Origin of the sequence: Pseudomonas sp. v388, from assembly GCF_003935425.1 — a bacterium.
Taxonomy (GTDB): domain Bacteria; phylum Pseudomonadota; class Gammaproteobacteria; order Pseudomonadales; family Pseudomonadaceae; genus Aquipseudomonas.
In genome coordinates, this window is record NZ_RHQN01000004.1 from 118,794 (window position 1) to 139,727 (window position 20,934).

Annotated in this window: 13 protein-coding genes; 8 read left to right on the forward strand and 5 right to left on the reverse strand. The window is 64.2% G+C overall.

Going from position 1 to position 20,934, the window contains the following annotated elements:
• Position 1: 1 nt before the first annotated feature.
• From EGJ27_RS11210 to EGJ27_RS11220, 3 genes are all read right to left on the reverse strand, one after another.
• Positions 2-7,861 (reverse strand): non-ribosomal peptide synthetase, encoded by a 7,860-nt coding sequence (locus EGJ27_RS11210; RefSeq protein ID WP_125830813.1) that lies wholly within the window; start codon positions 7,859-7,861, stop codon positions 2-4.
• Complete coding sequence (locus EGJ27_RS11215; protein ID WP_125830814.1) at positions 7,858-11,310, reverse strand: non-ribosomal peptide synthetase; 3,453 nt, start codon at positions 11,308-11,310, stop codon at positions 7,858-7,860. The genes EGJ27_RS11210 and EGJ27_RS11215 overlap by 4 nt, the downstream gene beginning before the upstream one ends.
• Before the next feature lie 151 nt (positions 11,311-11,461).
• Positions 11,462-12,442, reverse strand: coding sequence for a TauD/TfdA family dioxygenase (locus EGJ27_RS11220; RefSeq protein WP_125830815.1), 981 nt, complete (start codon positions 12,440-12,442; stop codon positions 11,462-11,464).
• Between the two features lie 314 nt (positions 12,443-12,756).
• On the opposite strand from EGJ27_RS11220, the gene EGJ27_RS11225 reads away from it, so the two are divergent.
• Genes EGJ27_RS11225 through EGJ27_RS11260 form a run of 8 tightly spaced genes read left to right on the forward strand, consistent with a single transcriptional unit; the run spans position 12,757 to position 18,967 of the window.
• A complete protein-coding gene (locus EGJ27_RS11225; RefSeq protein WP_125830816.1) occupies positions 12,757-13,968 on the forward strand; it encodes a PepSY domain-containing protein in 1,212 nt (403 codons plus the stop codon).
• Entirely contained in the window at positions 13,965-14,507 is a 543-nt protein-coding gene (locus tag EGJ27_RS11230) for a thiamine pyrophosphate-binding protein (protein ID WP_125830817.1), read from the forward strand. The genes EGJ27_RS11225 and EGJ27_RS11230 overlap by 4 nt, the downstream gene beginning before the upstream one ends.
• Positions 14,504-14,842: a hypothetical protein gene (locus tag EGJ27_RS11235; protein ID WP_125830818.1), complete on the forward strand. Its 339-nt coding sequence runs from the start codon at positions 14,504-14,506 to the stop codon at positions 14,840-14,842. The genes EGJ27_RS11230 and EGJ27_RS11235 overlap by 4 nt, the downstream gene beginning before the upstream one ends.
• The gene (locus EGJ27_RS11240) at positions 14,839-15,426 is read left to right on the forward strand and encodes a DUF6162 family protein (RefSeq protein ID WP_125830819.1); all 588 of its coding nucleotides are present in this window, start codon (positions 14,839-14,841) and stop codon (positions 15,424-15,426) included. Before EGJ27_RS11235 ends, EGJ27_RS11240 begins: the two co-directional genes overlap by 4 nt.
• 43 nt (positions 15,427-15,469) lie before the next feature.
• A complete protein-coding gene (locus EGJ27_RS11245) occupies positions 15,470-16,399 on the forward strand; it encodes a metal ABC transporter substrate-binding protein (protein ID WP_125830820.1) in 930 nt (309 codons plus the stop codon).
• On the forward strand, positions 16,396-17,160 hold the full coding sequence (locus EGJ27_RS11250) for a metal ABC transporter ATP-binding protein (protein WP_125830821.1): 765 nt from the start codon (positions 16,396-16,398) through the stop codon (positions 17,158-17,160). The genes EGJ27_RS11245 and EGJ27_RS11250 overlap by 4 nt, the downstream gene beginning before the upstream one ends.
• A complete protein-coding gene (locus tag EGJ27_RS11255) occupies positions 17,160-18,059 on the forward strand; it encodes a metal ABC transporter permease (protein ID WP_125830822.1) in 900 nt (299 codons plus the stop codon). The genes EGJ27_RS11250 and EGJ27_RS11255 overlap by 1 nt, the downstream gene beginning before the upstream one ends.
• Positions 18,059-18,967, forward strand: a complete 909-nt coding sequence (locus EGJ27_RS11260) for a metal ABC transporter solute-binding protein, Zn/Mn family (protein WP_125830823.1) — start codon at positions 18,059-18,061, stop codon at positions 18,965-18,967. The genes EGJ27_RS11255 and EGJ27_RS11260 overlap by 1 nt, the downstream gene beginning before the upstream one ends.
• Positions 18,968-19,104: 137 nt before the next feature.
• Here the strand turns inward: EGJ27_RS11260 and EGJ27_RS11265 are convergent, their stop codons facing one another.
• Positions 19,105-19,323 carry an MbtH family protein gene (locus tag EGJ27_RS11265; protein ID WP_125830824.1) on the reverse strand — a complete coding sequence of 73 codons (219 nt, stop codon included), beginning with the start codon at positions 19,321-19,323 and terminating at the stop codon, positions 19,105-19,107.
• An 80-nt stretch (positions 19,324-19,403) separates the two neighbouring features.
• The gene (locus EGJ27_RS11270) at positions 19,404-20,816 is read right to left on the reverse strand and encodes an aspartate aminotransferase family protein (RefSeq protein ID WP_125830825.1); all 1,413 of its coding nucleotides are present in this window, start codon (positions 20,814-20,816) and stop codon (positions 19,404-19,406) included.
• Positions 20,817-20,934 lie beyond the last annotated feature (118 nt).

Genomic DNA, 20,934 nt, shown 5'->3' on the forward strand with positions numbered 1-20,934 from the left:
GCTAAGCAATCAAATTATCAATTTCCTCCGCTGATAGACGTTTGAGTGCCTCCAGTGATTTAGTCAATTCGTCCTGGGCGAGGTCACTTTTACCGGTTTTTTTCTCCACCGCTGCGCAGAAAGCAGCCAGCGACGGCTGTTCGAACAAGTCCCTGAGCCCGACCTCGTGCTGCAACTGCTCGCGCAAGCGCGCCAGCATCTGCACGGCCAGCAAGGAGTGGCCGCCCAGCTCGAAGAAATTGTCGTCGAGGCCGACGCGCTCGACCTTCAGCACCTCGGCCCAGATCGCGGCGAGTTGCCGTTGCAGCTCGGTCTGCGGCGCGGTGTATTGGCGTTGCAACTGGCTGGCGTCGGGGGCTGGCAGGGCCTTGTGGTCGAGCTTGCCGTTACCGGTCAACGGGAATTCATCGAGCAGGATCAGGTGGGTGGGGATCATGTAGTCGGGGAGCGTGGTTTTCAGATGCGCTTTCAGTCGCTGTGGGAGCGGACTTGTCCGCGAAGACTGATCTCCAGGCGATACAGTAGTTGTGGATGTACTGGCCTCTTCGCGGACAAGTCCGCTCCCACAGGGGATCGCGTAGGCAACCAACTGGCCATTGAGGGCCAGGACTTTGGCTTCACGGACTTCCGGATGAGTTTTCAGGCGGGCTTCGATTTCGCCCAGTTCGATGCGGAAGCCGCGGATCTTGACCTGATGGTCGATGCGCCCCGCGTATTCGATCACGCCGTCGCCGCGATAGCGGGCCAGGTCGCCGGTGCGGTACAGGCGGCCGCCGTCCTGGGCGAACGGGTCCGGGACGAAGCGTTCGGCGGTCAGCGCGGCGCGGTTGTGGTAACCCCGCGCCAACCCGGCGTGGCCGATGTGCAGTTCGCCGCTGCACCCCTGCGCCACCGGGTTGAAATCGGTGTCCAGCACGTACCAGGACAGGTCCGCAAGCGCCGCGCCAATCGGGCTGACGCTGTTGAGCGTGTCTTCCAGACTGATCGGGCGATAAGTCACATGCACGGTGGTTTCGGTGATGCCGTACATGTTGATCAGTTGCGGGTGTTGATCGCCGAAGCGCTCGAACCAGGGACGCAAGCCTGGTACGTCCAGCGCTTCGCCGCCAAAGATCACGCTGCGCAAGAAAAGTCCGGTGTCCGACTCGCAGGCCACGTGCATCAGTTGCTTGAACGCCGACGGCGTCTGGTTCAGCACAGTGACCCGTTCCTGCGCCAGCAAGGCGTGGAACTCTTCCGGCGAGCGGGTCACGTCACGGGGCACGATCACCAATCGACCGCCATGCAGCAACGCGCCAAAGATCTCCCATACCGAGAAGTCGAACGCATAGGAATGGAACAGCGTCCAGACGTCGTGTTCGTCGAATGTGAACCAGTCGTCGATGGCGGCAAACAGGCGCATCAGGTTGTGATGCGGCAGCAAGGTGCCTTTGGGTTTACCGGTGGAACCGGAGGTGTAGATGACGTAGGCCAGGCTGTCCGGAGAGTTGAGGTTGGGCAGGTTGTCTGCGCTGCAAGCGTGCAGATGTTCCGTCAGCGAAACCACCGGCAACGATACTGGAACCGCCAGATGCTCGATCAGTGAAGGTTGAGTCAGCAACAACGCGATCCCGCTGTCCTCCAGCAAATAACTCAAACGCTCGGCCGGCGATTCCGGGTCCAGCGGCACGTAGGCGCCGCCGGCCTTGAGGATCGCCAGCAGGCCGATGATCATCTCGAAACCGCGCTCCACCGCCAGGCCGACCCGTACTTCCGGACCGACGCCCCGCTCACGCAGGTGATGGGCCAGCCGGTTGGCGCGCTGGTTGAGCTGGCCGTAGCTCAAGGATTCGCCGTTGAAACGCAAGGCGACAGCGTCCGGCGCGCGGGCGGCCTGGGCTTCGATGATTTGATGGGCGCACTGCGCGCTCGGAAATTCGCTACGCACCTGAATCCAGGTGGACGGCAGCGCCAGTTCCCCAAGCGGCGTCGACGGGCCGGCACCTAGGGCTTGCAGCAGATAATCGAAATGCTGCGCCAGTTGCGCCACGCTTTCGGCGCTGAAGTGGCGGCGGTCGTAGCTGAAGCGAACCGACAGCACGTCCCTGGCCTCGATCACCACTGTCAGCGGGTAATGCGCCTGTTCCTGATTGCGCAGATTGTCGAACGCCAGCCCGTCAGGCGCCTGCTGCAAGGCTTCGGCCAGCGGGTAGTTCTCGAACACCAGAATGCTGTCGAACAGCGCTTCGCCACCGGTGCGCGCCCAGCGTTGAATATCGTAAAGCGGCGTATGTTCTTGCTCGCGCAGGGCGAGGTTTTGTGCCTGCACCTGTTGCACGAAGTCGGCGACGCTCTGCTCGGGGCGCGGGCTGCCGATCACCGGCAAGGTATTGATGAACAGGCCGAGCTGTTCCTCGACACCCGGCAAATCCGCCGGGCGCCCCGCCACGGTTGCGCCGAAGGTGACGCTGGATTGCCCGGTGTAGCGCTGCAAGACCAGCAGCCACGTGGACTGCACCAGAGTGTTCAAGGTGATCCGCTGTTCCCGGGCGAAGTCGGTCAGGCGGCGAGTCCCCGGCGCGTCGATCAGCTGGGTGTATTCGCCGTAGCCGTGTTCTGCGAGCGGTGCCGCAACCGCTTGCGCCAGGCGGGTCGGCTCGTCGAGGTGCGCCAGGTGCGCGGCCCAGAAGCGTTCGCTGTGGGCGGCGTCCTGGCGTTGCAGCCACTGGATGTAATCACGATAACGCCCGGCTTGTCTGGCCGGCACCTGGCCGCTGTAACGTTGCAGCACTTCGCCCAGCAAGCGCGAACTGCTCCAGCCGTCCATGAGGATGTGGTGGCTGGTATAGACCAGATGATGGCGCAGGTCATCGAGGCGCAGCACCGCCACGCGCAGCAGCGGGCCATGGGCCAGATCGAAACCCTGCTGCCGGTCGGCCAGCGCCCAGTCGTCGCGCCATTGCGCAGGTTTCTCGCGGGCATCGACCTGGGTGAACGGCAGCTGCGCTTTGCGCTGCACCACTTGCAGCGCCTGCTCGCCATGGCTGACGAAGTGGCTGCGCAGAATGTCATGGGCATCCAGCGCGGCTTGCCACGCAGCCTGGAAGCGCGGCACGTCCAGCCCGCTCACGTCGACGCGCAGCTGGTTGATGTAATGCCCGGCGTCTTGTTCGAACAGGCTGTGAAACAGCATGCCCTGCTGCATCGGCGCCAGCGGATAGATGTCGTCGATGGTGCCGGCCGGGATCGGCAGGCGGTCGAGCTGCTGCTGGCTGAGGGTCGCCAGCGGGAAATCCGACGGCGTCACGCCCTGGTGCCCGGCCAGGCAATGCTCGATCAGCGCGGTGAGCGCCTGCTGGTAATGGCCGGCCAGGGTTTCGATGGTCGCCTCGTGGTACATCTGGCGGCTGAAGGTCCAGTTCAGTTGCAGTTGACCGTCGAACACCTGGCCGTTGATGCTCAGCCAATTGCCCAGCGGCCCGTCTTCGCACAGGGCGACACCGGCGGGGTCCGCGCTTGGCGTGAACAGCGCACCTTGATGCTCGCTGAAGCTGCCGTCGAACTGGCCCAGATAATTGAAGGTCACCCGCGCCTGGGGCAATTCGGCCAATCGGCGGGCAAAGGCCGGTTCGCCGAGATAACGCAGCACGCCGTAGCCGATACCTTTATCAGGTACGCCGCGCAGTTGTTCCTTGATACCACACAGACTCGCGGCCGGATCGTTGTGTGGTGTCAGGCGCACCGGGAACAGGCTGCTGAACCAGCCGACGGTGCGGCTCAGGTCGAGGTTGTCGAACAGGTCTTCGCGGCCATGGCCTTCCAGCTGAATCAGCACCGACGGCTGGCCGCTCCACTGGCAGAGTACCTGGGCCAGGGCGGTGAGCAGCAGATCGTTGACTTGGGTGCGATACGCGGCAGGCGCCACCTTGAGCAACTTGTGGGTCAGCTCCGCGCTCAGCCAGGACGCCGCGTGCCCGGCATCGCGGTTGCGCTGGGTGCCTTCGGGATTGTCCCGTGGCAATACCGATTCGTCGCCTTGCAACGTGTTCAACCAGTAATCGCGTTCGGCAGCGAGTCCATCGCTGGTGGAATAGGCGTGCAGACGTTCGGCCCACGCTTTGACGGAACTGGTCTTGGCCGGCAGATTAAAGGCGCTGCCCGCCACCGCAGCGGTGTAGGCCTGTTGCAGGTCTTCGAGCAACACTCGCCACGACACGCCGTCCACCACCAGGTGATGAATCACCAGCAACAGCCGCTGTTCGCCTTGCGGCAGGTTGATCAGCACGGCACGCAGTAACGGGCCGTTTTGCAGGTCCAGGCTGCGTTGCGCTGCATCGGCCAGTTCGCTCAGGCGGCCGGCGTCCTCCAGTTCATGAGTCCACAGCACATCGGCGCTTTTCACCGAATTGAAGGTCGCTTGCCACTGCCCGCTGTGCTGAGTGAAAACCAGGCGCAGGGCGTCGTGCTGTTCGATGATCGCGTTCAGCGCCGCATGCAAGGGTGCGCTCTGCACGGCGGTGCTCGGTTTGAGCAGCAGCGACTGGTTCCAGTGCTGGCGCTCGGGGATTTCCAGTTCGAAGAAGCGCGCCTGAATCGGCAATAGCGGCAGGTTACCGGTCACCTGTTCGACCGCAGCGGCGGGTTTGTTCTGGATCAATCTGGCGACCGGTGCCAGTTGCGCGATAGTCTGTTTCTCGAACAACTGCTTGGGGCTGAGTTTCACACCCTGACGCTTGGCGCGGGCGATGATTTGCAGGCTCAGGATCGAATCCCCGCCCAGCTCGAAGAAGTTGTCAGTGGTGCCGACCCGCTCCAGCTTGAGCACTTCGGCCCAGACCTTGGCGAGGATGTGTTCCACCTCGCCCACCGGCTCGACATAACGCTGGGTCACCACGCCCGGCTTGGGCAAGGCGCGTTTGTCGAGTTTGCCATTGGCGGTGAGCGGCAGGCGCTCCAGCAGCAGGATCTGCGCCGGCACCAGGTATTCCGGCAGGCGCGCGATCAACTGCTCGCGCAATTCTTCGGCACTTGCCTGCGCCACACAGTATGCGATCAGTTGCAGGCGCGATTCGTCATCGTCCATCGGCTGGGCCAGCACGCTGGCCTGGCTCACCGCTTCCAGGCCAAGCAGCACCCGCGCCACTTCGGCCGGCTCGACCCGATAGCCGCGCACCTTGACCTGATCGTCGGCGCGCCCCAGGAACTCCAACAGATCCTGGCGATCGAGGCGCATGCGGTCGCCGCTGCGATAGACCCGCGCGCCCTCCCCGGCAAACGGGTCCGGCACGAAGCGTTCGGCGGTCAGCGCGGCCTGACCGAGGTAACCCAGTGCTACGCTGTCGCCGCCGATGTACAGCTCGCCCGCCACCTGCGGCTCGGCAAGGTTCAGCACATCGTCCAGCACGTAGGCGTGGGCACCGGGCAGTGGCGTGCCGACCGGCACCGAATGGCCGGAATCGACTGTGCCCACTTCATGGGTCAGCACGCCCACGGTGGTTTCGCTCGGGCCGTAATGGTTGACGATCCGGCACTCCGGTTTGAGTTGGCGAACCTGCTGCACCAGCGTCGGCGAGCAGGCTTCACCGCCGACGATCAGCATCTGTTGCGGCAGCACGTCCGCAGCGCGAGTCGCTTGCAACAGCGCCGCCAGATGGCCGGGCACGATCTTCAGCACGCCGACCTGATGCTCGGCCATGTAACCGGCGAAACCGTCAGGGTCGAAGCCCAGGGTTTCCGGCATCACATGCAGCGTGCGCCCGGAACACAGGGCACCGAACAGCATGGTATGACCCAGGTCGGCCGCGATGGTGGAAGCCAGCGCCATGCTCGCCTCGGGTGCAAGCTCAAGACGTTCCAGCAGGCCGCGCACGTAGCTGGCCAATGCACCATGGCTGACCAGCACGCCCTTGGGCTGACCGGTGGAACCGGAAGTGTGGATCACATAGGCGGGCGCACCAGCCGGCAACGCAATGCCGGGGCTGGTGGCCGGTTGCTCTTGCCAGGTGGACGCGTGAAAGCCGAGGCCGCGACAATTGCCGAGCGAAAGCGTCGTCAGGCGTGAATCCCCTTCAGCACCCAGCAGGACCCCGGCGTTCGCATTGTCGAGCATCTGTTGCAGACGGGCGTCCGGCGCTTTCACGTCCAGCGGCATGTACACCGCACCGGCCTTGAAAATCGCCAGCACGGCGGTCAACCAGTCCAGCGAGCGCTCCAGCAGCACCGCCACCGGCCGGGCCGGTTGGATGCTCAGGGTGATCAGGTGATGAGCCAGGCGATTGGCAGCCTGATCCAGTTCGTTGAAGCTCAGCGTCCGGTCGAAACATCGGGCCGCCAGCGCGTGCGGCCGGCGAGCAACCTGTTCCTCCCACTGCTGCAGGACCTGCGGCGCGGGCTCGCGTTTCGCCGGCGAAGCGTCAGGCGTCAATGCGCCGAGGCTGAACAGCGGCGCCTGGGGCGCGTCCAGCAAAGTGCTGAACAGTTCCAACAGTTGCGGCACGAAGGTCTCGATGGTCGAGCGGCGATACAGATCGCTGGCAAAACTCAGGTCGCCATGGATCAGCGTGCCGTCATCGGTAATGTCCAGCGCCAGGTCGAAATGCGCGCCGTGCTGGTGGAAATCGTATTCGCTGACCGCCAGCCCCGGCAGTTCGAGCGCCAGCTTCGACTTGAGCACCACGTTCTGGTTGAACTTGGCCTGGAACAGCGGGTTGTGACCCAGGCTGCGTTCCGGCGCGAGCAGGTCCACCAGTTGCTCGAACGGCACGTCCTGATGAGCCTGGGCACCAAACGACGCTTCACGAATCCGCGCCAGCAAGTCGAGATAGCTGCCACGTTCATCCACCTGGCAACGCAGCACCTGGGTGTTGATGAAAAACCCGATCAAGCCTTCGGTCTCGGCCCGCCCGCGGTTGGCATTGGGCACGCCGATGCGGATATCGCGCTGTCCGGCCTTGCGCGACAGGAACAGCGAGAACCCGGCCAGCACCAGCATGAACAGGCTCATGCCTTGGGCGCGGCCGAAAGCATTGAGCCGCGCGGACAGGTCGGCGCCGAAATCGAAGCGCAGGTGTTCGCCCTGATAGCTCTGGCTGAGCGGGCGCGGGAAGTCTCGCGCCGCGTCCAGGAGCGGCTGTTCGTCGCCCAGTTGCTGCCGCCAGTAATCCAGTTGCCGCTCGCCCTCCCCGGCTTCCAGCCAGGCCCGTTGCCAGATCGCATAGTCGGCGTATTGCAGCGGCAGTTCAGCAAGCTGTGGCTCACGACCTTCGCCGAACGCGTGATAGCACTGGACGAATTCCTGAATCATCACGTCCATGGACCAGCCATCGGAAACGATATGGTGCATGCACACCACCAGCACGTGCTCGTCGCCAGCGAGGCGGAACAGATGCGCTCGCAATAGCGGACCTTGGCGCAGGTCGAACGGTTGCGCGGTGGCTTGCGCGACCCGCGCCGCCAGTTCGGTTTCCCGCCGCTCGGCGGACAGGCCCGACAGATCAATGGTTTCCAGGGCAATGGACTGGTCGTGCAGCACGACTTGCAGTGCCTGTTCGCCTTCGGTCTGGAATACCGTGCGCAGCACTTCATGGCGCTGGATCAGGTGATCGAACGAATGGCGCAAGGCGCTCTCGTTCAGCTCGCCACGCAGCCGCAGGCCGGCGGTCATCTTGTAGGCGTCGCTGGTCGGGTCCAGCTGCCAGAGAAACAGCAGGCGTTGCTGGGCGAAGGACAGCGGAATCGCCGTGACGTCATGGCGGCTGACCGGCACCGGCAACAGGCTGAAATCCTTGCCGTCCTGACGCAGCCGTTCGAGGAACTGGCGACGTTGTTCCAGAGGCAGGCCGACAAAACGTTTCGCGATGCGTGCAGCGGTGGTCCCGATCATGCGCCAAATTCCTCCAGTGAATCCATGTACTGGTCCATGTCGTCCCAGTCGTCGGTGGTGTTGTCCATCAGCAGCGCCACTTCGGCGGCAAGTTCCCCCAGCGTCGGTTTTTCGAAGACCAGCCGCAGCGGCAGGCTGACGCCCAGTCGGGTCTTGAGGCGGGCGATCACCTGCGCGGCCAGCAGCGAATGACCGCCCAGTTCGAAGAAATGATCATCGAGCCCGGCCTGGGGGATGTGCAGCACTTCCGTCCAGATCGCCGCCAGCTGGATTTGCGCTGTGCTTTGCGGGGCGCGGTAAATGGCTTGCAGTTGCGTCAGGTCCGGAACTGGCAGGGACTTGCGGTCCAGCTTGCCGCTGGGCGTCAGGGGCAGCGTGTCCAGCAGGATCAAGTGGCTGGGGACCATGTAGTCCGGGAGTGTGGTTCTCAGATGGGTTTTGATTTTTTCACGCCATTGCACCTGTGCGAGCGGACCGGGCGGCGCTCCAGAAGATGCTGCGGATGTAACGGCCTCTTCGCGACCAAGCGGAGCGCCGCCCGGTCCGCTCCCACAGATGATGTACGCCGCCAGTTGGCCGTCTAGTGCCAGCACCGCTGCGTCGCGCACGTCGGGGTGGTTTTTCAGGCGGGCTTCGATTTCGCCCAGTTCGATGCGGAAGCCGCGGATTTTCACCTGATGATCAACCCGACCGACGTATTCCAGCGCGCCGTCGGCGGCCATGCGCACGCGGTCGCCGGTGCGGTAGAGGCGCTCGCCGGCCACGAACGGGTCGGCGATGAAGCGTTCGGCGCTCAGACCCGGCTGGGCGTGATACCCGCGCGCCAGGCCCGGCCCGCCGATGTACAGCTCGCCCAGCGCGCCTTGCGGCAGCGGCTCCAGTTGATCGTCGAGCACGTACAGGCGACGCCCCGCCAAAGCCCGGCCGATGGGCAAGCCGCGCCAGGACACAGCCTGCGGCAACAAGCCGGTGCAATCATGAACGCTGGCCACCACCGTCGCTTCGGTCGGGCCGTAGGTGTTGAGCAAGCGCACATGGCTCAGGCCCGCGGCGTGCCACAGGCGCAGGCCATCCACCGCCATGGCTTCGCCGCCAACGTGGATCTGCCGCAACACGCCGAAATGTTCGGGCGGTCGGGCGGCGAAGTCCTGAACCAGCGTCAGCCAATAGGCCGCCGGCAGATCCGCCAGGGTAATGCCGTGCCCGATCACGGCCTGATGGAAGGTCGCGCTGTCCCATAGCCGGTCATCGCGCATCACCACGCAGGCACCGCGACACAGCGGTGGGTAGAACTGCTCGACGAAACCGTCGAAGCCTTGCGTAGCGAACTGCAACACTCGGTCGCCATCGCGCAGGTCGCTGTAACGCGCGCCCAGCTCGACGAATTCGGCCAGGGCGCCATGACTGATCGCCACACCTTTGGGCCGTCCGGTGGAGCCGGAGGTATAGATGACGTAGGCCAGGTTGGCCGGATCGAGCGCCACGTCCGGATCGCTTTCAACGTGGTCATCGGTGGGCTGATCGATGCACAAACGCTGCACGCCGTCCGCTGCGGGCAGCGTCGGCAGGTAGCGGCTGTGGGTCAGCAGGCTTTTCACGCCGCTGTCGTCCAGCACATGCTGCAGGCGCGACGCGGGCATGTTCAGGTCCAACGGCACGTAGGCGCCGCCCGCCTTGAGCACGGCAAGCAGCGCCACTGCCATGTCCAGCGAACGACGCAGCGCCACGCCGACCAGCACGTCCGGGCCCACGCCCTCGGCGCGCAAGCGATGGGCAAGCCGATTGCTGCGCAGGTTCAGCTCGTTGTAGCTCAGGCTGGGCGACTCGGTTTCTGCCGCGAGGATCAGCGCCGGCGCATCCGGCGTGCGCGCAGCCTGGGCTTCGAACAAGCGATGCGCCGGTGTCGACTGGCTGGCTTTGTCGGCGGCGTCCATATCGAGCAATTGCCGGCGCTCCTCGGCGCCCAGCAGTGACAGATCACCCACCGCCTGGTGCGGATCGGCACACACCGAGGCCAGCAGGTTGCGCCAGTGCGCGGCCAGCCGCGCGATGGTGGTTTCGTCGAACAGATCGGTGGCGTAGGTAAAGGCGGCGTGCAGCTGTTCGCCTTCGCCGCTGGTGGCCAGCATCAGGTCGCTGGCCGCCGCGTGGGACCGTCCGGCCAGCGCCAGTTGCTCGGCCGGCAGGTTGGCGACCCGCAGGCCGCACGCCAGTTGTTTGTCCACCAGATCGGCCACCACCGGCTGGTGATTGAACATCACTTGAAACAGCGGGTTGTGGCTCTGACTGCGCTCGGGTTGCAGCGCGTCGATTACCGCATCGAACGGCAATTCCTGATGGGCCTGGGCGCCGGTCGAAGCTTCGCGGACCGCCTGCATCACTTCGACGAAGCGGGTGCGGGCCGTCACCTGGCTGCGCAGCACCTGGGTGTTGATGAAGCAGCCGACCAGGCCTTCGGTTTCACTGCGGGTGCGGTTGGCGATCAGCCCGCCGACGCGGATGTCGCTCTGACCGCTGTAGCGATGCAGCAGGCATTTGAAGGACGCCAGTAACACCACGAACAGGGTCACGCCTTGTTGCTGGGCGAGGGATTTCAGGCTACGCAGCAGTTCGGGTTCGAGGGCGATTTCCAGGCGTGCGCCGTCATGGCTGGGCAACGCCGGGCGCGGCCTGTCGGTGGGCAGCTCCAGCACCGGGTGGTCATCGCCCAGGTGCCCACGCCAGTAATCCAGCTGGCGTTGCTGTTCCCCGGCTTCGAGCCAACTGCGCTGCCATACGGCGTAATCGCGATAGTGCACCGCCAGGGCAGGAAACGGCAGCGGCTGTCCGGCGACCAGCGCGTCATAGCCGCGCAGCCATTCGTCGATCAGCACATTCATCGACCAGCCGTCGGTGATCATATGGTGCAGGTTGAGCAACAGCAGGTGCTCGTGTTCGGCGACGCGCAACACCCGCAGGGTGAACAGCGGGCCTTGTTGCAAATCGAAGGATTGCCCGGACTGCTCGGCCATCGCCTGCCGCGCCTGGGTCCAGCGCTGGGCGTCGGGCAACGCGCTCAAGTCGGTGAGCGCGATGCTGACCGGTGCCGCCTCGGCTACCCGCTGAAACACCCGGTCGCCATCCTGGCCGAAGGTGGTGCGCAGGCTTTCATGACGAGCGACCAGGGCGCTGAAGGCTTGCTCCAGCAGCGGCAGGTCCAGCCGGCCGTTGAGGCACACCGACATCGGCAGGTTGTAGGCGGCGCTCTGCGGGTCCAGCTGCCAGAGGAACCACATGCGCAATTGGGCGTAGGAAAGACCGTCACGCTCGGCCAAGCCGTCGCAGGATGGGATCGGCAGCAGGGCAAAATCGATGTCCTCCCGGCGCATACCGTCGAGGAACAGGCGACGTTTCTCAAGGGGCAACTCGACGAAACGGCGAGCGAGTTTCTGGGCGTGTTCGGGATTCATGCGGGGGTCCTTGCTGATGAGCCTGACCATGAGGCTGGGTCGTATCAACAAGAACGAATTGGGCGTGAAATATTTAGCAAGGATACGCAGGATCCGTGGGAGCGGACCGGGCGGCGCTCCGCTCCCACGGGTCCGCTCCCACAGGTAACGGTCAAGCTTTCTCCGAATGCCCCTGGGCCATGGCCACGACAACCTTGCGTTGACCGGTAAACGGCGAGCGAGAATGGGCCGTGAGCATGTTGTCGAGCATCAGCACGTCGTTTTCCAGCCAGGGGAAGCTGACGGTGCAGTCGTCGAGCACGCCGCGAATTTCATCCAGCAGGGTTTCTTCGATGGGCGAGCCGTCGCCGTAATAGACGTTGCGCGGCAGGTCTTCCTCGTCCACCACGTCCAGCAGGGTCTCGCGCACTTCCGGTTGCAGATTGGAAATATGGAACAGATGCGCCTGGTTGAACCAGACGTGGTCCTGAGTCACCGGATGGCGTGCCACGGCCTGGCAGATCTGCCGGGTGCGCAACTCGCCGTCGTCCTTCCACTCGCATTCGATGGCATGGGCGCGGCAATAGGCTTCGACCACGCGCTCGTCCTCGGTATTGAACACCTGGCTCCAGTCCACATCCAGGCCGTTGCCGTAATTGCGCACGTACATCAGTTTCTTGTCGATGAAGCGCTCACGAATCCGCGCCGGGACGCGCTTGTAGATCTCGCGGCTGTCGGCGATCGGTGTTTCGCCGCCGGTCTGCGCGGCGATCATGCTGTAGAACCAGATTTTCATCGGCCATTCCAGGGTGTAGGCCTGCTCGTTGTGCAGCGGAATGCTCTGGTGCGCCGGGTATTCGGTAGAGGTGTACACGCCCTTGGTGACGTTGCTGCGCGGGGTCGAGCCGAATTCGTAGTTGAGCAGCGGATCGCCGAACCCCGCAGCGAACTCGCGAAACGCCTCGGCACCGCCTACTTCGAAGCCGCGAAACAGAATGCCGCCGCTGCGATACAGGTGTTCGGCGACCAGCGGCTTTAATTCGCCCAGCGCCTCCATCAAGTCCAGACCTGGCTCGGGCGCCTGCACCAGCATGGGCAAGCTGCCCGCTCCTGCCAGCAAAGGCCGGATCTCCACACTCAACGCATGACTCATGATGTCTCTCCCTTGGCAACGGCGCCCGAACCCCAACGGCCTGACGCAACACCGACGTCCTGAGAGAACGAGGGCCGTTGCGGGAAAATTAAGGACCGGTCTTCCCGACCGCACCCGAAAACACATTCTGAAACATTTTCCCGGCGCTAAATGCAAAATATTCGTGCGAGTGTTTCGTTCTCATTCGTCTTTAGGTAGAAGCATCGGTTAGGCTATACCGCTTCGGAAACTGGCGATCAGCCATCCGAGCGTCCGGACCCTATTTTTCAGCAGTACAACAGCCGCTCCGCCACGCGAGTCGAGACCGTTTACCCATGTCCAAAAAGTCCCGTTCAAAAATCTGGTTTCTGGTTCACAGCTGGCTTGCCCTGCCGATCTGGTTTTTTGTCCTGATCGTGTGCGTCACCGGCATGCTGGCGGTGGTGAGCAAGGAAATCATGTGGCTGGCCAATCCGGAAATGCGCGACAACAAGCCTTCCGACGACGCGCAGCGCATGAGCTTCGAAGAGATCCGGGCGACGATCAAACGCAACGAGCCGGACCTGATCGTCGGCACCCTGATGCAACCCGACGGTGACTATTTTGCGGTGAGCGCTTTCGTCACTTACCCCGACGGGCGTTCGGTACCCGCCTACGTCAACCCGTACACTGGGGCGATCCAGGGTGTCACGCCGTCGTTCGACTTCCGCCGCTTCACCCGCGCCCTGCACGGCTGGTGGCTGGTGCCGTTCACCAATGGCTATTCGTGGGGCTGGTACCTGGTGTCGTTCCTCGGCCTGCCGCTGCTGGCATCCCTGGTCACCGGGCTGGTGGTGTACAAGAAATTCTGGAAGGGCTTCTTCAAGCCGGTCCGTTTCAACCAGGGCCGCCGGATTTTGTGGGGCGATGTGCATCGCCTCACCGGCGTGTGGTCGATCTGGTTCATCGCGGTGATTTCCATCACCGGCACCTGGTTCCTGATCCAGGCGATCCTGGGCGACAACCAGATCAGTATTTCCAGCCGCTCGGCAGCCTCGGCCATCATCCCCCATGCCGCCGTGCCGGTAACCGCCGACGGCAGCCCCGCGCCGACCATCAGCCTGGACAAGGCCGTGGAAGTAGCCCGCCAGCGCATTCCGGGCCTGGACGCCAGCTTCATCACCCCGCCGTTCAACGCCTACAGCAACATGCAGGTCGGGGGCCGCAGCTGGTATCCGTTGATGTACCAGACCGCCGAAATCAACCCGTACAGTGGTGAGCTGGTGTCGTCGCACCTGCTGTCGGACCGCAACAAGCTGGAGTTCGTCACCGAGTCGATGCGCCCGCTGCACACCGGGGACTTCGGCGGGATCTGGATCAAGCTGATCTGGGCGTTCTTCGGCCTGCTGCTGAGCATGATGGTGCTCAGCGGCCTGCTGGTCTGGAGCAAGCGCACCGCGCTGGCAACCTTGAACGCCTTCAAGCGCGACAGCCGCACCCGTCAGCCGGACGCCCCGCAAACCTCCCGGCCGCCGCTGGCGACCCGCACCCCGGAGAACAACCTGTGAGCAAGGCCGCCGTCGCCCAACCCGCTTCGTCCTTGAGCCGTCTGTGGCACAAATGGCGTTTCCATATCAACGTGCTGCTGTTGCTGATCCCGCTGGGGTTCATGCCCAAATACTTTTCCGATGTCGCCCTGGATCGCGGCGACGAAGGTCTGGGCCAGCGCGAAGTGGGCACCATTCAGGTCGGCCCGTGGAGCATGCGCATGGCCGAGGAACGCAATGAAGCACCACAGCGCGCTGGCCCGTCCGGCTACACGAAAAGTTTCAATGCTTCGCTTTGCACCGAGTGCATCGACCGGGTCAAGGCCACTTACCTGCGCATTGGCAAGCCGCGCAGCCTGCGTACCGCCGGGGTGATTTTCTTCGGCGGCGGCTACCGGATGAGCGCTTTCATGCAGATTCCCGAAGACACCAATCCCGACCTTGACCTGTGGATCACCATGGAAGGCTGGGACGGCTCCGTGCACCAGACTTCCATCCCCCTGCGACAGGCCTCGCCGGCCACCGTTGCATGGCTCAAGAAACAAGGAGGCAAACCATGACTGTCCGTTTCCCCCTGCGCTGGCTGAGCGCCGGTGCTGCCTGCCTGCTGGGCCTGGGCCTGAGCGGCAACGCGCTGGCTCACAACCCGATGTGCGAGTGCAAACAGATCGACAACGAACAGATCCGCTGCACCGGGGGTTTCTCCGATGGCAGCGGCGCGCCCGGTGTGACCCTGGACGTGATCGGCTACGACGAGACCATTCTGGTGCCCGGCAAAATGGGAGCGGACTCCACCGTGACCTTCAAGCGTCCGGCCTCGGAGTTCTACGTGCTGTTCGACGCAGGCCCCGGCCACGTAGTGGAAATCGACCAAGCGGATATCCAGGCACCATGAGTGCTTCTGAGGCCCGTACCCCGACCCGCCAGATCGTTCGCCCTGCCGGCGCCGGCCATGAAACCCTCTACGTGTTGCTGCTGTGCCTGACGATTCTGGCGGTCGCCGCCGGTATCGTCGGCCTGCATGGCGAACAGGACGATGCAGCGAGCCTGCCCAGCCATCAGCTGGACGCCCGGCGCGACCTGACCGCCGCCGAGCAAGGCATCTACGCCGACCTGCGGGTGACCCTGGATGAAGTGCGCCTGCTGGCCCAGGAACAGACCACGCCGGTGACCCCGGAACAACTGGCCGAGGAAGGCTTTGCGCCGTTCGCCCAGGACGCCAGTTCGGTGAGCCGCGGCGGTCATGCCTGGCAGATGATCGGCGCCTCCTACGTGGGCATCAGCCAGTCGCCCGAAGTGGCCGGCTCGTTCCTGATGCGCCGTGGCGCCACCAACGACAGCGTTCCCGACATCTGGATCAACCGCAAGGCCAGCGCTGCGCCCGCCTCCGACCTGAGTGACACGGCATTGATCGGCGCCGGCTGGCAGCAGGTTGTCGCGCAATTCGACGCCGGCGTGACTCGCCAGCATCGCCACTGATTTTGATGCCCCCATTCACGCCTCAACCTGAAAGAGCCTGTTCATGCCCATTTCGTTGAAACGCCGTCCACTGCTGCGCGTCGTGCTGGCCGGCCTGTTCGCAGCGCTGCTCAGCCCACAGCTCATGGCCGACCCGGCCAAGCGCCTGCGCATCGGCATCACCCTGCACCCGTATTACAGCTACGTGAGCAATATCGTCGGCGACAAGGCCGAAGTGGTGCCGCTGATTCCGGCTGGTTTCAACCCGCACGCCTATGAGCCGCGTGCCGAAGACATCAAGCGCATCGGTTCGCTGGACGTGGTGGTGCTCAACGGCGTGGGCCATGACGACTTCGCCGACCGCATGATCGAAGCCAGCGAAACCCCGAACATCAAGACCATCGAAGCCAACGCCGACGTGCCGCTGCTGGCCGCCACCGGCATCGCGGCCCGTGGCGCCGGCAAGGTGGTCAACCCGCACACCTTCCTGTCGATCAGCGCCTCCATTGCCCAGGTCAACAACATCGCCCGGGAACTGGGCAAGCTGGACCCGGACAACGCCAAGACTTACACCGCCAACGCCCGCGCCTACGGCAAACGCCTGCGGCAGATGCGCGCCGACGCGCTGGCCAAGCTGACCAAGGCACCGAATGCCGACCTGCGGGTCGCCACGGTGCACGCCGCCTATGACTACCTGCTGCGTGAATTCGGCCTGGAAGTCACGGCCGTGGTGGAACCGGCCCACGGTATCGAGCCGAGCCCGAGCCAGCTGAAAAAGACCATCGACCAGCTGCGTGAGCTGGACGTAAAAGTGATTTTCTCGGAAATGGACTTCCCGTCCACCTACGTCGAAACCATCCAGCGTGAATCCGGCGTCAAGCTGTACCCGCTGTCGCACATTTCCTACGGCGAATACAGCGCCGAAAAATACGAGAAGGAAATGGCCGGCAACCTCGACACCGTGGTGCGCGCCATTCAGGAGGCAGGCGCATGACCGTGGCGCAACACATTGCCATTGCCGGCCAAGGCCCGGGCGTCGATTTTGCCGACGTCAGCCTCACCCTGGGCCGCACCGCGATTCTCGACCACGTTACCTTCAAGGTGCGGCCCGGCACCGTGCATGCGCTGGTCGGCCCCAACGGCGGCGGCAAGAGTTCGCTGATCAAGACACTGCTGGGTCAGATGCCGCATCAAGGGCAACTGACCCTGGAATGGGCCGGCGCCCCCGGCGTGATCGGCTACGTGCCCCAGGCCCTGGAATTCGATCGCGGCCTGCCGATGACGGTTGACGATTTCATGGCCGCCATGTGTCAGCGTCGCCCGGCCTTTCTGGGTTTGTCTCGTCACTACGCGGGCGCCATCGGCGACGCGCTGGAGCGGGTCGGCATGCAGGACAAGCGCAAGCGGCGCATGGGCGCGTTGTCCGGTGGCGAACGTCAGCGCGTGTTATTGGCGCAAGGGCTGATTCCTGCTCCGCAACTGCTGGTGCTCGACGAGCCGATGTCGGCGCTGGACGAAGCCGGTATCCAGGTGTTCGAGCGCCTGCTGTTCGCCTGGCGTCAGGCCGGCATTACCGTGTTGTGGATCGAGCACGATCTGGAAGCGGTCAAGCGCCTGGCCGACCACGTTACCGGCCTGAGCCGTCGCGTGCTGTTCGATGAACCGGCGGCCACGGCGCTGACGCCCGAACGCCTGCTGAGCTTGTTTTCCGCCCATCCGCGCGCTGCGGACGTCGACTCCGGGAGCGCTACCTGATGGATTATGAAAGCTTTCGCCTGTTCATCCAGGGCCTGGCGTCGTCGGGCTACCTGCCTGAAGCGCTGGCCTATGGCTTCGTGGTCAATGCGCTGCTGGCTGGCCTGTTGATCGGCCCGGTGCTCGGCGGCCTGGGCACGCTGGTGGTGGTCAAGCGCTTTGCGTTCTTCTCCGAAGCGGTGGGCCATGCGGCGCTGACCGGCGTCGCCATCGGCATTCTGCTCGGCGAACCCTACACCGGGCCTTACGGCAGCCTGTTCGGTTACTGCCTGCTGTTCGGCATCGTGCTCAATTACCTGCGCAACCGCACGGGCCTGGCACCGGATACGCTGATCGGCGTGTTCCTCTCGGTGTCGCTGGCGCTGGGCGCAAGCCTGTTGCTGGTGCTGGCCGGCAAGATCAACGTGCATATTCTGGAGAACGTGCTGTTCGGCTCGGTACTGACGGTCAACGGCAACGACCTGCTGGTGCTGCTGGTGGTCGGCTCACTGGTCATGGGCCTGGCCCTGCCGCTGTACAACCGCATCATGCTCGCCAGCTTCAATCCGCAACTGGCCGCGGTGCGCGGCGTCGCGGTAAAGGCGCTGGATTACCTGTTCGTGATTCTGGTGACGCTGATCACCGTGGCGGCCGTGAAAGTGATTGGCGCGATCCTGGTAGGCGCCCTGCTGGTGATTCCGGCAGCGGCGGCCCGCTTGCTGAGCCAGTCACTCAAGGGCTTTTTCTGGGTTTCGGTGGCGCTGGCCACGGTCAGCACCTTGTGCGGCATTCTGCTGCCCATCGTCTTCGACCTGCCGATACCGTCCGGCGCGGCGATCATTCTGGTCGCCGGCATCGGCTTCGCCCTGGCCGCCATCGCCCGCGGCACCCTGCCCAGCCTCAAAGGGAATATCGGCTAATGCTGACTTTACGCACACTGACACTGGCACTGGCGTTGACCGGTGCCCTGAGCCACAGCCTGCAGGCCGCCGAGCCTGCAAGCGCCACCGCCGAGCCGGTTCGCATCCTCGCCAGCCTGCCGATCACCTATGGCCTGGGGCAGATGCTGCTCAAAGACAGCGGCGTGGTACTGGAACGCGCCGCAGCCGCCAACCTGCCCGGCTCGCGCCAGACGGCGTACTTCACCGGGCGCGGTGCCGATGCGCTGCGCGGTCTGTCGGTCAAGGCCGATGCGGTGATCGGGCTGCGCTCGTTGTGGCCGGATGATCCGCTGTACCCCACCGCCCGGCGCAGCAATATCCGCATCGTCGAGATCGACGCTGCGCGCCCGGTAGACGGCAGCCTGCCGGGCATCGCCGTGCAGCCGGGTCAAGGTATCGACGGGTTGAACAGTCAACCGTGGCTGGCCAGCAACAACATGGGCCGCATGGCCGACGTGATCGCTGCCGATCTGGTGCGTCTGGCGCCCACGGCCAAACCGAAGATCGAGGCCAACCTGGCCGCTCTCAAGCAACAACTGCTCAAGCTCAGCGCTGCCAGCGAAGCGAGCCTGGCCAGTGCCGACAACCTCGGTGTGGTGAGCTTGTCGGACCGTTTCGGCTATTTGATCGGGGGGCTGAATCTTGAGCTGATCGACACCCAGCCGTTGACCGACGAGCAGTGGACGCCTGAGGCCGTGACGAAACTGAGCGCTACGTTGAAGGACAACGACGTCGCCATCGTTCTGGACCACCGCCAACCGCCGGAGCCGGTCAAGGCAGCCATCGAAGCGGCGGGCAGTCAATTGCTGGTGTTGGGGGTAGATGGGGCTGATCCGGTGGCGGAACTGGAAGGGGATATTGGGCAGATTATTCAAGCGCTGAAGTAGGGAGTGGGCGGACTGAGCGGCGCTCCGTTTGTCCGCGAAGACCTACATCCAGCCGATGCATCGGCTGGAAAAAAGTCTACGCGGACAAGCGGAGCGCCTCCCGGTCCGCCCCCACAAGGGCCGCTGCCACAAAGCTATCAGACAGCCTGCGCTTCCATCTTCTGCCGCAGGCTCAACGGTCGCATATCCGTCCAGACTTCCTCGATGTACGCCAGGCACTCTTTCTTGAAGCCACTCTTGCCCACAGTGCGCCAGCCGTTGGGGATGGCTTTGTAGTCGGGCCAGATCGAATACTGTTCTTCGTGGTTGACCACGACTTGAAAGACGATGTCGTCCCGGTCGAATACTGAAGTCATTGCTGCTCTCCGTGGTTGATCGTGCGGCTGCGCCGATTCGCAGCGGCTATAGGGATTGAACGTATCGCTACGTGAAAAAATTAAGCCTGGTTAACGGCGGCTTTCAGCGCCCGGCCGAAGATTTCCGCCACTTCGTCGATCTGTTCGGCGGTGATGATCAGCGGCGGCAGGAAGCGCACTACGCTGCCGTGGCGCCCGCCCAGCTCCAGGATCAGCCCACGCTTGAGGCATTCGCGTTGCAACAGCGGCGCCAGACGCGGGAAGACCGGTGAATGGCCCAGGGCGTCCAGCGGGCCGCCGGGGTTGACCAGTTCGACGCCGAGCATCAGACCGCGCCCGCGAATGTCGCCCAGTTGCGGGTAATCCCGTTGCAACTGACGCAGGTGCGCCACCAGCCGGGCGCCCATGGCGGTGGCGTGGGCGCAGAGGTCATGATCGATCAGGTAACGCATCACCGCCGACCCGGCCGCCATCGCCATCTGGTTGCCGCGGAAGGTGCCGGCGTGGGCGCCGGGCTGCCAGGTGTCGAGCCAGTCGCGATAGACCACCACCGCCAGCGGCAGGCTGCCGCCGATGGCCTTGGACAACACCACCACATCCGGCACGATGCCGGCGTGTTCGAAGGCGAACATCCGGCCGGTGCGGGCAAAGCCGCTCTGGATTTCGTCGACGATCAGCGCTACGCCGGCCTGCTCGGTAATCCGCCGCACGCCGCGCAGCCAGTCCAGGTCGGCCGGAATAACCCCGCCCTCGCCCTGCACCACTTCGACGATCACCGCCGCCGGTAGCTCGACGCCCGCTTCGGGATCACTGAGCAGGTTTTCCAGGTAATGCAGATTGGCCTTGATGCCCTGCTCGCCGCCCAGCCCGAACGGGCAGCGATAGTCATAAGGGTACGGCAGGAACTGCACGCCGCTGCTGAGTAACGCGCCCATCGCCTTTTTCGGCCCCAGACTGCCCATCAGGCTCAGCGCGCCCTGGCTCATGCCGTGATAGCCGCCCTGGAACGACAGGATCGTACTGCGACCCGTGGCGGTACGCACCAGCTTGAGTGCCGCTTCCACCGCGTCGGTGCCGGTCGGGCCGCAGAACTGGATCTTCGCTTGCCGGGCCAGGGCCTGGGGAAGCAGACCGAACAGGTCCTGCACGAACTGGTCCTTGACCGGCGTGGTCAGGTCCAGGGTGTGCAACGGCAATTCATCACTGATGACCTGACGGATCGCGTCGATCACCACCGGATGGTTGTGCCCCAGCGCCAGCGTGCCGGCGCCGGCCAGGCAATCGATGAAACGCCGACCTTCGACATCTTCGACATGAATGCCCCGCGCGCGCTTGAGCGCCAGCGGAATGCGCCGCGGGTAACTGCGCGCATTGGATTCCTGGCGACTTTGCCGGGCCAGCAATGGCGATTCGTCGAACTGGTAAAGCGTCTCCACCGGCGCCGGTACGATCCTGGCCAGCTGATCCTCGTCAAACCTGGTAGCGACTGACATCTGTGCAACCCTCGATACGCTGAATGTGGCCTGAGCCGACCGTTTCCGGTGCGCGAGTCAGACATGTGTTCCTTCAATGCAAACGCGTCAGGGCGCTGCGGATTTACACCTTGAAACG

Bases quoted from the DNA above. Each gene is read 5' to 3' on its own strand.
- EGJ27_RS11210 (WP_125830813.1), bottom strand. From the start codon at position 7,861: ATGATCGGGACCACCGCTGCACGCATCGCGAAACGTTTTGTCGGCCTG.
- EGJ27_RS11215 (WP_125830814.1), bottom strand. From the start codon at position 11,310: ATGAATCCCGAACACGCCCAGAAACTCGCTCGCCGTTTCGTCGAGTTG.
- EGJ27_RS11220 (WP_125830815.1), bottom strand. From the start codon at position 12,442: ATGAGTCATGCGTTGAGTGTGGAGATCCGGCCTTTGCTGGCAGGAGCG.
- EGJ27_RS11225 (WP_125830816.1), top strand. From the start codon at position 12,757: ATGTCCAAAAAGTCCCGTTCAAAAATCTGGTTTCTGGTTCACAGCTGG.
- EGJ27_RS11235 (WP_125830818.1), top strand. From the start codon at position 14,504: ATGACTGTCCGTTTCCCCCTGCGCTGGCTGAGCGCCGGTGCTGCCTGC.
- EGJ27_RS11240 (WP_125830819.1), top strand. From the start codon at position 14,839: ATGAGTGCTTCTGAGGCCCGTACCCCGACCCGCCAGATCGTTCGCCCT.
- EGJ27_RS11245 (WP_125830820.1), top strand. From the start codon at position 15,470: ATGCCCATTTCGTTGAAACGCCGTCCACTGCTGCGCGTCGTGCTGGCC.
- EGJ27_RS11250 (WP_125830821.1), top strand. From the start codon at position 16,396: ATGACCGTGGCGCAACACATTGCCATTGCCGGCCAAGGCCCGGGCGTC.
- EGJ27_RS11255 (WP_125830822.1), top strand. From the start codon at position 17,160: ATGGATTATGAAAGCTTTCGCCTGTTCATCCAGGGCCTGGCGTCGTCG.
- EGJ27_RS11260 (WP_125830823.1), top strand. From the start codon at position 18,059: ATGCTGACTTTACGCACACTGACACTGGCACTGGCGTTGACCGGTGCC.
- EGJ27_RS11265 (WP_125830824.1), bottom strand. From the start codon at position 19,323: ATGACTTCAGTATTCGACCGGGACGACATCGTCTTTCAAGTCGTGGTC.
- EGJ27_RS11270 (WP_125830825.1), bottom strand. From the start codon at position 20,816: ATGTCAGTCGCTACCAGGTTTGACGAGGATCAGCTGGCCAGGATCGTA.